Annotated in this window: 12 protein-coding genes; 3 read left to right on the forward strand and 9 right to left on the reverse strand. The window is 50.5% G+C overall.

Annotated elements, in window-relative coordinates:
* Positions 1-138 precede the first annotated feature (138 nt).
* The 7 genes from BBD42_RS07020 to BBD42_RS07050 form a co-directional block, all read right to left on the reverse strand.
* Positions 139-3,075, reverse strand: coding sequence for a glycoside hydrolase family 78 protein (locus tag BBD42_RS07020; protein ID WP_099517601.1), 2,937 nt, complete (start codon positions 3,073-3,075; stop codon positions 139-141).
* Positions 3,076-3,113: 38 nt separating this feature from the next.
* Positions 3,114-3,941, reverse strand: coding sequence for a carbohydrate ABC transporter permease (locus BBD42_RS07025; protein WP_099517602.1), 828 nt, complete (start codon positions 3,939-3,941; stop codon positions 3,114-3,116).
* Positions 3,938-4,804 (reverse strand): carbohydrate ABC transporter permease, encoded by an 867-nt coding sequence (locus BBD42_RS07030; protein WP_099517603.1) that lies wholly within the window; start codon positions 4,802-4,804, stop codon positions 3,938-3,940. The genes BBD42_RS07025 and BBD42_RS07030 overlap by 4 nt, the downstream gene beginning before the upstream one ends.
* Before the next feature lie 103 nt (positions 4,805-4,907).
* Positions 4,908-6,257: an ABC transporter substrate-binding protein gene (locus tag BBD42_RS07035; RefSeq protein WP_099517604.1), complete on the reverse strand. Its 1,350-nt coding sequence runs from the start codon at positions 6,255-6,257 to the stop codon at positions 4,908-4,910.
* A 90-nt stretch (positions 6,258-6,347) separates the two neighbouring features.
* The gene (locus BBD42_RS07040; protein ID WP_099517605.1) at positions 6,348-8,117 is read right to left on the reverse strand and encodes a cache domain-containing sensor histidine kinase; all 1,770 of its coding nucleotides are present in this window, start codon (positions 8,115-8,117) and stop codon (positions 6,348-6,350) included.
* Positions 8,110-9,615, reverse strand: a complete 1,506-nt coding sequence (locus BBD42_RS07045; RefSeq protein WP_099517606.1) for a response regulator — start codon at positions 9,613-9,615, stop codon at positions 8,110-8,112. Before BBD42_RS07045 ends, BBD42_RS07040 begins: the two co-directional genes overlap by 8 nt.
* Positions 9,616-9,907: 292 nt before the next feature.
* Positions 9,908-10,225, reverse strand: a complete 318-nt coding sequence (locus BBD42_RS07050) for a thioredoxin family protein (protein WP_099517607.1) — start codon at positions 10,223-10,225, stop codon at positions 9,908-9,910.
* Between the two features lie 153 nt (positions 10,226-10,378).
* On the opposite strand from BBD42_RS07050, the gene BBD42_RS07055 reads away from it, so the two are divergent.
* Complete coding sequence (locus BBD42_RS07055; protein WP_099517608.1) at positions 10,379-11,017, forward strand: transmembrane-type terpene cyclase; 639 nt, start codon at positions 10,379-10,381, stop codon at positions 11,015-11,017.
* Between the two features lie 14 nt (positions 11,018-11,031).
* Here BBD42_RS07055 and BBD42_RS07060 read toward each other — a convergent pair whose 3' ends face one another.
* A complete protein-coding gene (locus BBD42_RS07060; protein ID WP_099517609.1) occupies positions 11,032-12,048 on the reverse strand; it encodes an alpha/beta fold hydrolase in 1,017 nt (338 codons plus the stop codon).
* A 212-nt stretch (positions 12,049-12,260) separates the two neighbouring features.
* Positions 12,261-13,628 (reverse strand): sensor histidine kinase, encoded by a 1,368-nt coding sequence (locus BBD42_RS07065; RefSeq protein ID WP_099517610.1) that lies wholly within the window; start codon positions 13,626-13,628, stop codon positions 12,261-12,263.
* Positions 13,629-13,858: 230 nt separating this feature from the next.
* On the opposite strand from BBD42_RS07065, the gene BBD42_RS07070 reads away from it, so the two are divergent.
* Both BBD42_RS07070 and BBD42_RS07075 read left to right on the forward strand, forming a co-directional pair.
* Entirely contained in the window at positions 13,859-14,161 is a 303-nt protein-coding gene (locus BBD42_RS07070) for an AbrB/MazE/SpoVT family DNA-binding domain-containing protein (protein ID WP_237163401.1), read from the forward strand.
* Between the two features lie 2 nt (positions 14,162-14,163).
* Positions 14,164-14,499, forward strand: coding sequence for a type II toxin-antitoxin system PemK/MazF family toxin (locus BBD42_RS07075; protein WP_099521501.1), 336 nt, complete (start codon positions 14,164-14,166; stop codon positions 14,497-14,499).
* The last annotated feature ends 133 nt before the right edge of the window (positions 14,500-14,632 follow it).

Below are 14,632 nucleotides of genomic sequence, written 5' to 3' on the forward strand. Positions count from 1 at the left end.
TTGGCAGGAGCCGCTATCGCTATCTGCATAGAAAAAACCGCATGGCAGCAGCCGTGCGGTTTCCTTCTCTTTTCACACCCTATTTACTTGCCCTATTTACACGCCCCATTGTCATGCTTATGACCTTACTGCCAACAACTACAGCGCTGCAAGCTCCTCAAGCAACTGGTCAATCGTCTCCTTGGAAATTCGGAACATGCCATTGTCGCAAATTTGCTGAAGAGAGAACGGCTTAGCAATGTTTGCCTGTGCGCCGCTGAACAGATTTGGCATATGGCGGCTCACAATGGCGATCGCCCGCTCATCCATCCATATTTCACTCATCTTCGTCTTGGCACTGTACTGCGAGCGGAACAGGCCTTCACTCTCATAGGCGAACTGGTACGTACCCGAGCCGGCACGGATGATCAAGCCAGCTGCGGTTTCCTCCGCCGATGCGATGCCTGCTTTATTTTCAAGCGAAGCCCCGCCTTCTGTCGTGCCAGCGAGCGTTGCTCCCCGCAAAATAATATCTGCTGTCGTATTCGCTGGAATGACTACTTGAAGCTCAATACGGCTGCCTTCTACACGCCAGCCCGACTCGATCCGTCCGTACACGGAGTCGTAGGAGGCTTTAGCATAAGTCAGCATGGTCGAACCGAACAACGGCTCGATTCGAATATGCTTGAAGGCAGGCTGCGAAGGGTCCATGTCTAGCCCAGCCACCTTGCGGTACATCCAATCCCCGATGGCCCCATAGGAATAATGGTTGAACGAGTTCATGTCGTCGCTCCAGAACGAGCCGTCCGGCTTAATGCTGTCCCAATGCTCCCAAATCGTCGTCGCGCCTTTCGATACCGAATACAGCCAGCCCGGATAGCTCTCTTGCAGCAGCAGGCGAACCGCCGTTGTGTGATAGCCGCTGTTCGACAGGGCAAAACATAAGTACGGCGTACCCACAAAGCCGGTCGTCAGATGGTAGTCATTTTCGACGATGAGGTTGTTTAAATCCTCCGCTACCCGCTCCTTCACGCTCTCATCCACCAGGTCGAACATAAGCGCCAAAATATGCGCGGTTTGCGTCGGCGAAGCGATCCGTCCCCTCTTGGTCATAAACTCGTCGCGGAACGCGGAAATTACGCGGCTGTGCAGCTCGTCATAGCGACCTGCGTCTTCGTCATGGCCGAGCACCTTCGCTGCGTCGCGAACAATGCGCGTGGAGTAGGCATAATAGGCGGTAGCAATCAATGCCGTTGGCGTCGCGCCAATATAGCTGTTCTCCTTCGCATCGAGCGCAAGCCAATCCCCGAAATGAAAGCCGCTATTCCACAAATACTCTTCGCTGCCCTGTGCCCGAATGTACTCCACCCATTGCTTCATGCTTTCATACTGTTCGGAGAGCAGCCGCTCATCGCCATAATATTGATAAACCGTCCATGGGCAAATAACCGCAGCGTCTCCCCATGCCGCTGAATTGGCTCCGCCAACAATATCAGGAATAACGAAAGGAATGCCGCCATCCTCATGCTGCTCCGCCTTCAGGTCATGCAGCCATTTTGCAAAAAACGGCGCGCCTTGGAAGTTGAATAAAGCAGTGCTGATAAATACTTGCGCGTCGCCCGTCCAGCCGAGCCGCTCATCGCGCTGCGGGCAATCCGTCGGCACGTCGAGGAAGTTGCCGCGCTGTCCCCAGCGGATATTTTGCTGGAGCTTGTTAATTCGCTCGTCAGAGCACTCGAATTCGCCAGATGAAGGCATGTCGGAGTGCATGACCTCGCCTTGGAAAACATCTGCCGGCAATGGAACGCCTGCTTCCTGTCCCGGGAAGCCCTGCACCAGCACATAGCGGAAGCCCATGAAGGTAAAATGGGGCGCATAGCTTTCTAGGCCGTCGCCATTCGCGATATAGGTCAGCGTCTGCTTCGCCGGACGCAGGTTGCCAAAATAAATGTTGCCGTCCTTGTCCAGTACCTCTGCATGGCGCAAAACGATTTGTGTTCCTTCCGGCGCCTCGACGGTAAATCTCATGCGCCCAACGATGTTTTGCCCCAGATCCAGCACATGATCGCCTGCCGGAGTTATAAACGAGGAAATCGGCTTGATGATTTCGGTGACATTTGTCGGCCAGTTTTCTTGTGCTACAAGCTGGCTGTATGGCAGATCCAGCACTTGCACACCCGACCATCCGCCAGCCGCCTGCTTATCATCGCCTTGAGCTTCCGATCCGTTCCCTCCACGACCGGCTTCGCTCCAGCCCTCGATTTCCAAGCGGGCATCATACGTCTCACCGTGATAGATATTCGCGTATTGAATCGCGCCAAGCGCCGCCTGCCATGAGCTGTCCGTCGCTACGACCTCTTCTGTGCCATCCGCATAACGGATATGCAGCTCCAGCAGCGCGGCACGATTGTCGCCGTACATATAATTTTTGTCATCAAAGCCCAGACCGCCGCGGTACCAGCCGTCGCCCAGCATAAAGCCGATGCCATTTGCGCCTTCTTTAAGCTCCGCGGTCACATCATAGGTCTGATATTGCACACGGGTGTGATAGCTGGTCCAGCCTGGAGCGAGCAAATCATCCGACACCTTGCCGCCGTTCAGGTACAGCTCATACACGCCAAGCGCGGTTGCATACACTCGGGCGGACGAAATGCCCCCCGCTTTCACCTGAAAGGTGTGGCGCAGCAAATAGGCCGGGGCCGCATCTGCAGCAATAGAAGATGCATCTGGCGTAATCCATTTCGCCTGCCAGTCCGCCCCGCCAGCAAGAGCCAGCTCGAAGGTGCCCTCCTCGCTCCAAGGCGACTCTTCTCCTGCCGTATCCCATACTCTAACGCGGAAGCGATAAGCCGTGCGGGCTGCAAGCGACGGGCCGCCATATTTGATATGAAGCGATTGCTCCTGTTCGATCCGGCCCGTATCCCAAAGGCTTGCCTCGAAGCCGCCCGATGCCTCGGCTACTTGCAGCTGATAAGCGGCCTGGCGGACTCCTCTGCGCTCTGCTGCTTCCAGCATCCAGCTGAAACGCGGCTTTGTGAGGTCTGTGCCAAGCAGAGCACCTCTATATTCACAGCTTGCGGAATGAACATTTAACATGTAGCTATCCCCTTTTTACTGGATTTATGAATGAGACATTAACCTTTAACCGAACCAGCTGTCATGCCCGCTACAATACGCTTGTTAAAAATAATAAACAGCAGCAGCGGCGGAATCGTAATCAGCAATATGTTCGTGAACAGCAGATTGTATTGCGTCACATACTGGCTCTGGAAGTTATAGAGCGTCAGCTGCACCGTGACATTGTCCGAGCCCGGCAGAAAATAAAGCGGGTTCGTGAAATCATTAAAAATGGTAACCGAGGACAATACAATAATCGTTGCCGTCACAGGCTGGAGCAGCGGCAAAATAATGCCGAAGAACAGCCGAAGGCCGCCTGCGCCGTCAATAACGGCCGCCTCATCGACCTCACGCGGAATGCCGCTCATGAAGCCTTTATAGAGCAGAACGGCAAACGGAAAGCCAAGCGCGACTTCGATCAAAATAAGGCCGATCAGTGTTTTGAACAGGCCAAGCCCATCCATGACCCAGATCGTCGGCACGATCGCCGGCGGAATGATAAGCCCGGCAAGAATCAAGAAGTTGAACAAGGGCGACAGCTTTCCTGTCCGGCGCTGCAGCACATAGCCTGCCATGGCGCACAGTACGATCAAAATAGCGATGGAGGCCACCGTCAGCACCGTACTGTTGATAAAGGCGCGAACCAGCATAAAATCGCGGGCCACAACGACGGTTTTAATATTTTCCCAGTACTGGCTATTGGACGCCCATGACATCGTGAGCAGCGAAGACTCCTTGGGGTCCTTGCCCGAATTGACCAATATGAAGTAGAACGGAATCCAGAACACGACAATCGTGAACAAGACGGCGCCGATTTCAAAGCCCCATTGTTTGATCCTTCTCACAGGTCTACCTCCTTGCGGTTCAAATACGTATAGAGCGGGAAGGCAAGCGCTGTTACAACGAGGAACAAAATCACATTGCCCGCAGTAGCGAGGCCATAGAAGCCGCCTTGATACTGCTTGTAAATGATCGACGCAATCAAGTCGGTCGTGAAGCCTGGGCCGCCCTTGGTCATCGCCCATACCAGATCGAAGGAGCGCAGACCGCCGATGAAGGCCAAAATAATAACGGAGTTCGTAGCTGGACGGCTCAGCGGCACAATAATGTTCCAGAACTTATGCCAGTTGTTGCCGCCGTCGATATGCAAGGCTTCATAATATTCCGCGGGAATCGACAAAATTCCAGCAATGTAAATGACCGTCGCGAAGCCTAAGCCTTTCCACACATCGACCATGGCGACCGACAGCAGCGCGATTCTCGTATCGCCGAGCCAATCTGGACCTTCAATGCCGATGGCGGCAAGCGCTGTATTAATGACGCCTTGCGTCGGGTGCATCATCATGCTGAAGGCAATACCGACAGCAATTGTACTCACCAGGGTGGGAAAAAATATGACAGACCGCAAATAGCTTTTGGTCCGAATCTTCGAGGTTAGCAATACGCCTAGCAGCAGCCCGAGTGCAACCTTAAGCGTACAGGTAACGACCGCGTAGATCAGCGTATTTTTAAAACCAATGCTTAAGGACTGCTCCTGAAAAAATGTAATAAAATTTTCAAACCCGATAAACTCCCAATCCGACAGCGTCCATCTCGTCATACTGAAGAAGAAGGACATAATCGTCGGCAGGATGAAAATAATAAAATAAATGATCGCCGCAGGCAGCAGGAACCAATAGGAGTAGGTTCGTTTAAAAATGTTGTTCATCGTTATCACTCCTACACTGTCAAGCTTATATTTTGAAGTAAAGCGGCCCTGCAAGCAGGGCCGGGCTTCTCTATCTATTTTTTACTGCTACCCAAGTTGAAGATTACCAGCCCGCCAGTCCAAGCTGTTTCGCTTGCTTCTCCACATCTTTATCGTAAGCAGCCGCGCCTTCCGCTGCCTTCTTGATGCCTGCGCCAACCTCAACGGTAATCTGCTCCAGGCTCGGCCCTTTAACTGGGGAAACGAACTCCAGCGCAGGCGCCGTTTTGCCCGATTCGAAATACGGCAGCATGTCTTTGACTAGCGTTGGCACATCGTCAGGAATCTTCGCATCTTTAATCAGATAAGGGCCGGTTGGCTTCGAGACCGTAGCCGCAACCTCTGTCCCTTCTACAGAAGCAATAAATGCTAGAAACTGCTTCGCTGCCTCCACATTTTTTGTTTCCTTATAAATGTAGGCTGCTCCCGGCATCCAGACGCTCAAGCCGTTTTTCGAGGCATCGTCGCCAGGCTGGGCGAAAAAGCCGATATTTTCAATCTCATCCGGGAAGTTTTGTACGATAGATGGCGCTGCGAACGACAGCATTGGATAATGCGCGCCCTTGCCATCGGCAAGCATTTTGAGCCCTGCATCATAGGTTGTCGCCAGCATATCCTTGTTCATAAAGCCTTTATCATACAGCTCCTGCAGCTTCTCGAAGCCTCTCAGCGCAGCGGGTGTGCCTGCGAAAGTCGCCTTATGAGCAGTAAAATCTTCCGCGAACGACGGTACCTGTGCCTGTACATTGTAATAATCAGCCAGCACAACGAGCTGTGACGTCCACGAGTCCTTGTAGGAACCAATGACCGGGGAAATGCCTGAGGCTTTAATTTTCTCGTTATTAGCGATCAGCTCATCCCAAGTAACAGGCACCTTCAGTCCAAGATCAGCATAAATTTTCTTGTTATAGAACCAGCCTCCAGCTATTGTGGAAGACGTCGGCACGGCATACACTTTTCCATTAAAGGAAACGGTCGACTTAAAGGAATCCACGACGCCCGACTGGAACGCTTCATTCGTCAGGTCCAGCATATTTTTCTCTGGAGACAATGCCTGCATCAAGGAGCCCGAGTTATAAAAGAATACATCCGTCATATCGCCTGTCGCCAGACGGGTCTTTACAATATTGTCGCCTTCGCCGCCGCCCGGCCTTGTTTCCATCTCAACTGTAATGTTCGGATATTTCTTCTGGAAAGCGTCGACATAAGCATTCGCCAAATTGACCGAATCCTGCGTATTATCAACCAGCAGCGAGAGCGTTACCTTCTTCTCTGCATTGCCGCCTGTGCCGCCCGCCGCCGCATCCGTACCGGTATTGCCGCCCGAATTGCTTCCGCCGCATGCCGCCAGCGTTCCGGTAAGCACAAGTGCGGTTGCTGTCATTGCTAGCGATTTAAGCTTCATGTTCTTCATGTTTCGTTCCCCCTCGTTCATGATCGCCAATTGTATAAGTAGCTTTCTATACCTTTATTGTAGGGAGGAAGCGCCACTTGTGAAAGCGCTTCATTTTTCAGGTGAGTGTCGGTTTTTTTTAGGTAGGTTCGATGGGTTGAAGCGCAGGGTCACACGGGTGCCCTCTCCTTCGCGGCTCCAGACGGTCAGCGAGCTGCCTTCCCCATAAGACAGCGACAGCCGTTCCTTGACGTTGCGCATGCCGTAGCCCTGCTCTGTCTGGGCCATATCCGCCATTCCCACCCCGTCATCCTCGACCGTGAAAATCAAATACGGCCCGTCAGTTCCACCCGTCAAACGGATCGTTCCTTTTCCGACCTTCGGCTCCAAGCCATGGTAAATGGCGTTTTCGACCAGCGGCTGCAGCAGCAGCTTCATGATCTCCAGCCCCTTGATCGACTCCTCCACCTCCTCGATATAGTGGAAGCGGTTGTTGAACCGAATGTTTTGGATGTTCAAATAATGCTCGATATGCTTCAATTCGTTGTATACGAGAATCGTCTCCTTGCCCTTGTTCAAGCTGAGCTTGAAGCTTTCGGAGAGAGAGACCGCCATTTGGGCGACCTCTTTATTATTTTGCAAAATCGCCATCCAATAGATCGAATCCAGCGTGTTATACAAAAAATGCGGCTTAATTTGCGATTGCAGCGCCCTAAGCTCCGCCTCCCGCTCCTTCAGCTCCGAGTTGATGAGCCGCGCATTCAGCTCCTCATTTTCGCGGGCAATGCGCTTGAACGTTTCACCGATGACACCGACCTCATCCTGGGCAAATTCCGCCGGAAAATCGCGCTTGCCCAGCGTCCAGTCGTTCATCATTTTTTTCAGCCGCAGCAGCGGCCTTGTGATGGTTCCCGATATAAAAAAGGATAGGATCAGCGCTGTCACCGCGAAAGCTGCGGCAATAAGCGTCGTCGCGAGGCCAATGTATTGGGTATGCTTCAGCAGCTCCTTCGATTCGACGAGATGGACCAGCGTCCAGCTTGTCGCCTGATTATAATAAGGATTGACCAAGAAGCCTTCATCCTTCAAGTGGCCCAGCGTTTCCGAGATGGTCCCGCCAGCAAGCGGAACAGTATCATTATGGCTGTATACTGCTTTCGTCGAGCCAGTCCCCTCGCTGAGCACCATGAAGGAGCCATTCTCCTTGCTGCCCCCGAACACTTTATCAAAAATCGTCTTGGATACATTGATGACGAGAACGCCAATCGGCTCGCCGCCCGGGTCCTCCGCGTCGCGAAACAGCTTCACGGTAGAAAAGGACTTATTCGTATCGTCAAAAATATCTGACGGATAATAAACAACCTTTCCCTTGCTCTCATACGCCGCCTTGTACCAGTCCGAGCTTGTAATCTTGGCTATTTTATCGCTTCCTTCATACACGCCCGCATCATCGGAGCGGCCAAAGCAGTAGGTGTGAAGCTTCAGATCAAGCAGACAGACCGAGGTTACATAACGCGTATCAGCAAAGCTGCTGCTGATTAAGCCTTTGAGCCGCGAGGAGGTTGTGCTGTTCACCGTATCGGGCTGGCTGCCCGAATTTTCTCCGCTGCTGCGCAGGCTCTGCCGAATGGCATCGTTGACAACAATAGATAGATGAAAATTGTTAATATTCCGAAATAATAGGTCGGCCACCTCGCTGGATGTTCGCAAATGGTCCAAATTCGTTTTTTCATTCATATCCGTCAGCGTGTCCTTCGTAATGTTGAAGGAAATGTAGCCGAGCAGCATAATTGAAGGCACGATGAGCAGAATCATTGCCGCCAAAAACCGGCTTCGGATTTTTTTGAACCGCAGCCATTCCAATAGCCGTCTTTTAGGCATGGCCATCTTCCTTACGCTCGATTGAGTGGGCTTCCCGGTAATGCTTAGGCGTCATGCCTATGAGTTTTTTGAACGTTTCCGTAAAATGCCTGTAGTTGAGATAACCGACCTTCTCGCTGACTTCCCCGACGAGCATCCCTTCTCGCAGCATCACCTTTGCATGCTCCATCCGTTCATGAGTCAAATGCTTAATATAGGAGATGCCCATCTCTTCTTTGAAAAGCAGGCTGAAATACGTCGCATTCAGGCCAACATGCTCCGCCAGCTCCTGCAAGGAAATATCCTGCCCGAAACGGGCCTCCATATAGGCAAGCGCCTTCTCGACCGCCGCATGCTTCGCGGAGCGCCTAGCTTCGGTAACGGCCGTCAGCATCGCCTCTACCTTGCCCCGCAGCCAGCGGAACATTTCCTCGCGCGTATGCATGACGCCAAGCTCCTGATGAGCGACCTTGCCGAGAGAGCGAATGTCCCGCCCCGTCTCCTTCAGCACCTCAAGGCCCACATAAACAAGCTGCAAAATTTCGCGCTCCGCCTGCTCCGGGTCCAGCTTCTGCTCCCCAACCGATACCTCGAATTCGTCCAACGCAGCCGACAGCCCCTTCTTGTCCCCCGTGCGCAAGGAGAAAATGACCGACTCCTCATGCTTCGTCAAATGGCCTGCCAGCTCATCGCTGCCTTCCATTTCCTCAATGCGGATCAAGCCGCTTTCCTCCAAAAACCGGCCGTAGCGCAGCGCCCGCAGCGCTTCCTTGCAGCTTTTTGGCGCTTCTGCTAGCGATGCATAAGTTCCTCCTGCTGCGAACAGCTCACAGTCTCCGCCCTGCAGCATAAGCTGCTCCCATAGCTCGTCTGCGGGCAGCTTGAAATGAAGCACCGCAGAAAGCCGGTCTGCCCCATTCGTCACCTCAACGATTCGATAGTCGGCACTTTCCGGCAGCTCTACACATTCCGAGGAAAAGGCAAGCACCGTAATGCCCGCAATCGCTTCCCACTGCGGGCCATAGCTTTCCTTCCATTTGCCTAGCGCACTATCGCCCGCTAACAGCAAGTTCAGCGTCGCTTTCTCCAGCAGCTCCTGCTTCGACGCCTCCCATTTGGATTTCATGGAGCTGAATGCTTGCTGCTTCTCAATGCGCTCGATTGCTTTGCGCATCACTTCATCTATTTTCTCTACCGTAACCGGCTTCTCCAAATAATCAACAACGCCAAGGCCAATCGCCCGCATTACATATTCAAATTCATTAAATCCGCTGAATACAATAAACATCGTATCCCCTGCTTCGCCTGCCACCGTCTCAATGAGCCGCAATCCGTCCATGCCCGGCATCCGAATATCCGTCAGCACAATGTCCGGCCGCTGTTCGCGAAACATCTCTAGTGCCGATAACCCGTCTCCCGCCGTTCCTACCAGCTCGACGCCATAACGCTGCCAGTCGATCATTTGGCTCAGCCCTTGGCGGACAATATATTCGTCATCGAATACAACCGCTTTCAGCATCTTCCCCATCCTCCCTGCAAAGCACCTTCTAAATAATTCTAGTATACCCGCCTTATTCTCCTTCATCGTAAAGGAGAGCTGGATTTTTTCCTACCGTCGTTTATTTTAGGTCGATGTCTGCTTTTTTTAGGTGAACAACAAGATGAAACGGCTGTCGCCGTCCTTTGGCAGCGCAGCGCGTTTCATTACGAGAAACAGCGAGAAAGGATGGGAAAATCATATCCTTTCCTATATTTAAAAAATGGCACATCGGAGCATGCTCCGATGTGCCATTTTTATAAAGTATATATAGCTACTCATCCTCTTTCAGCAGCTTGTAAAGATAATCGACAGAGCGCATCGCGTATTCGAACCGCAGGGGCTCGCCGTCCTTCACCAGCACTAGGCAGGGAACGCTCGTAATTTTCCAGGCCTCGCGCAGCTTGGGCGCGTAATTGATGTTGATTTTATACATCGTCGTTGGCACTTCCGCTGCCTGAACGATGTCCAGCATCCGTTCGGCTACCTTGCACGTTCCGCAGAAAGGGCTGGAGAACAGCAGCGCATCCTTCCCATTACCGATTCGCGCCAGACGCAGCCACTCATCCTCTTCAATTTCATAAATTGCCATACGCTCTTCCTTCTTTCCTTGCTCTGGCTGTATATGTGCCCAGCGGCACCCGGCCAGCTTCGTTGCCTTCTATTTTAACATAAGACATAGACGAGCAGCCGCCAACATACGTTTTTATAACAACCGTTTTTGGAAAGGATGCGATAACGCTTGATGGACCTGCTGCTGCTGCTCGGAATGGCGTTTTTTTGGACAATCACCTATCTGCTTATTATTTATCAAGGCTTCAAGGATCGGACATGCGGCATGCCTTTGGCTGCGCTCTGCGCCAATCTGACGTGGGAGCTGCTGTTCGGCTTTTTCATGCCCTTCAACCCGCTTCAGCAAATCATTACAATCGTCTGGTTCGCGCTCGACATCATCATTTTGCTGCAATTTTTGTATTACACCCGCCATGAATATTCACCGAAAAAAATAGCCGTCATCGTAGGCTCTCTGCTCGCTACCGCTTTCTTGCTGCATTACGGCGTCTCGGTCGAATTCCATGATCCAGAGGGCAAATATACCGCCTTTGGCATCAATCTGATGATGTCCATACTGTTTATTCAAATGCTGTTCCAGAAGGACTTGCTGGGGCAGTCCCGTTTTATTGCCTGGGCAAAAATGCTCGGCACCCTATGCGCCTCCGTGCTCAGCTACAAGCTCTACCCGGATTCCCTGCTGCTGATGTTCATGTATGTCCTTATCTTCCTTTTTGATGTTGGCTATATTTTACTCGTACAAAGCCGTTCGGTGAAAATCGTGCAGCGCCCCGGCGCAAAACAGGGCAATTCGCAGCAGATTATTACATAAGAAGCAAAAATCGTCTATTTGTCTTGTTTAAGTTGTTCCATAAACATCCTGAGGTTTTCAACGATTTCTGCCGAATGAGTACGATATAAATAGTGGTCCGCTTCAAATAACACTATTTTTCCATGAGCAGAATCCTTGATTTGCTTCTCATGCTCGGGTATCCATCTATCCGTTACTGGATGATTGGCTTGGATAAAGAAAATAACGGGAAGCGCTTTTGGGAAGGTTAATTGTTCTGCTGCTTCAAAATTAGCATACATACTTCCGGCTTCATTTAATTGACTCGAATTATATATGTTTTTGCGAATCATGATTTTTAGTTGCTCTTTGGTTTGATCATCATAGGGTAATCCAGCATAAGGGTCATCGCTTAATTTCAATTGCAATCTGGCGAAACCTGATTCTCTGAGCAGGCTAAGCGTCTTTAATATGGAAGATCCTATCTTCTGCTCTTTGAGCGTTGGGACGCTGCTGTCGAGTCCGACAAATGCTCTCACTTCGCTTGGATATTTGTTCACATAATCTAAGCTGTATAATCCTGAAATGGAGTGGCCCATTAAAAGGTAACGGTCAATATGGAGGCTTTGCAACGCTTCATGAATTTCACTTACTATATTTTCTGTGCTTCGTTCCTTGTCGGTCAGATCGCTTAAACCATAACCAAATGGCTCAACTACGACGACTTTGTAATACGGTGACAGTTGTTCAATTAGCGGCTTAAAATCAAGTGCCGGCGCTGCTGTGCCATAACCTGGCAGGAGCACAATCGTTTCTTCTCCTTGTCCATGGGTCGATACATTCATATATTTCCCATCTACAGCTACTGACTGGCCATAAGGCAATAATTTCGCTTGCTCTGATTTGCTGCTGAACAAATTCACGAAAAAAACGACGGCTATAAAAACGACGATTGCTATTCCTATGGCCGCTATTCCTTTAAGCAACCTGCGAAGCCATTTTTTCAACCTGCTGGCTGGCTTTTTATTTGTTGTTGCATCCAGCTCCATCTTGTTTACCTCTCGTATTTCCATTTGCATCTTCTCCTATCGTCATCTCTCTACTGGGCGCCCTTAAGGGCCGATAGGGAAAGCTTACACGATGAAAATGTACTCTATATGCCGGCAGGATGAACGGAATATGAACACGCAAAAAAACCTGCGTCATCATAGGCAGGAGGCCTGTACCTGATGACGCAGGCATGGGGAGAAGCGAGGGGACCGCTATGGGATAACGGATAAGCCTCTTATTCAGCCAGCATTGTGACGGGCAAGGTGATGATGAAGGTCGTTCCCAGACCCGGCTCGCTTTCCACTCGAATATCGCCTTGATGAAGGGAAATAATCTGCTTAACGATGGCCAGGCCCATGCCGCTGCCTTCATATTTCCGGCTGTGAGAGCGGTCGGCTTTAAAGAAACGCTCGAATATGCGCTTCTGGTCCTCTAGTGAAATACCAATGCCCTCGTCTGATATTCGGACGGTCAAATGTTTGATGTCTTGCTCGATGCTGACTGTAATTATGCCGCCATCCTTGGAAAATTTGATGCTATTGCCAATGATATTGATCCATACCTGATTTAGCTGATCATGATCAGCCGTTAGCATAGCCGGCTTCAAATTAAGCTCAAAATGGATGTTCCGCGCCGACCATTGCGGCTGAATCCCGACGATGACCCGCCTAATCTGTTCATCAAGCCTGAGCGTTACGAGTTGCAGCTGCTGTGACTGTGATTCGAGCAGGCTTAGCTTGAGCAGACTATCGCTCATCTTGGACATCCGCTTGGCTTCATTAATAATAATATCGAGATAACGGCTGCGCTCATTAGCTTCGATGCCTTCTTGCTTGAGCGCTATCGCATAGCCGGATATCGAGGTGAGCGGCGATTGAACCTCATGCGACACATTCGTTACGAATTCCCTGCGCATCTGCTCCAGACGCTGCAGATCATGCATCATTTCTTCGAAGCTGCGAGCCAAAGTGCCTAATTCACCCGCCTGCTTAATATTCAGCTTGACGTTGAAGTCTCCAGACGCGATCCTCCTGGTCGCTTTTGTCAGCTTGTTAATCGGCCTTATGAGAAAGAAGGAGGCAATTAGAACAAATAGGCTTCCTGTAATCAACGAATACGCTGCAATCGTTAATCCCCATTTTAAGACAAAAGAGGTGGACGGAGGGGAGAGCGTCTCCACAAACATCGCTTTCGTTCCCATATCTGTGTTCAGCGGAAATCCAATGAAGGCAACCGCAATACCCTCTGTATTGACCTGTACGACTTCCCCATTTAGTACTTTTTTTACTTGTTCCGTCGTTACTGCAGCAGGCTTGTGTCCATTAAGCGCTCCGAACGACTGGAAGCGATCCGTTGCTTCGTAAATTCGAATATGATAGGAATTGAGCTGCTTCATTTTGCTTACTAACGCGTCCGCTTCACGTGACGGAATGGTCTCGTAGATCGAGGTGATGTCATTTCCAAAATTACGCAAAAGAATTTGCGAGTTTTCATTCAATTGCTCTTCGAATATCCAAGATGCTGCAAAAAAAGCAATGATCGTGCCCCCGATTACGGACACTAGGAATATCAGAACTACGCGTGTATATAATGATTTGATCATTGTTGCACCTCAAGTCGACAGCCAAGCCTGCGAACCGTTTCGAGTTGAAAATTAGTAAGCATCTGATCCCTCTTTCCCTGTTTCGTATCCTATTCAGTAGTAATCATTATACTATTATAGCAAGGAGATATAATAATTGGATTTAGGCGCCTTTCCTTCGGCCAACGAGTATCCGATTGTCGGAAGATGTATATCCTAAGTATATACATGATAAAAGGGGTGAAGTATACTTGAAAGACCAAAAGAGAGAGGATATGATCCCAATGACGACTGTAACGCTTAGTAAATGGGGAAACAGCAGTGCTGTCCGGATTCCGAATCAGCTGCTTAAACGTCTGAATTTGGAGGAGGGCGCTGAAATCGAATTGGTCATTACTCCTGAAAATGAATTGCTGCTGCGTCCTATGAAACAACAGCAAGAAACGAATGAAGAGCTGCGATCTCATTTAAAGCAACTCCTTGCTAAAATCCAGCCCGCTTCCCCACGGCATGAGGAATTCGATGTTGGCATTGAAGGAGACGAGCTCATTTGATGATACCTATCCCCCAGCGCGGCGATTTAATATGGCTGGATTTTGATTCCCAAGCTGGCCATGAGCAGGCTGGGAGAAGACCAGCTCTTGTGTTGTCCGAGGCTGATTTTAACGAACTAACCGGCTTTGCAGTTGTGTGTCCCATTACGAGCCAAATTAAAGAATATCCGTTTGAAGTCGCGTTGCCTGGCGGTCTTGCCTTCTCGGGAGTTGTCCTGACCGATCAAATGAAAAGTCTCGACGTGCAGAAACGGAAAATTAAAATTATGGGCAGCGTCCCTGCAGATTCTCCTTTCATGAAAGCTGTGCTGCGCAACACGCGCTCTATACTGGCCTAACTAAGCAATCGCCGCGCCCCTAACCATAAGGAGCGCGGCGATTTCGCATGAATGAGCGATTTGCCAACTCTATTTTTATTCGCGTATAGTTAGGGTGAGAAACACGGTGAGCGAACAAGAGCAGCATACTCAT

This window comes from Paenibacillus sp. BIHB 4019 (assembly GCF_002741035.1).
Classification (GTDB): Bacteria; Bacillota; Bacilli; order Paenibacillales; family Paenibacillaceae; genus Pristimantibacillus.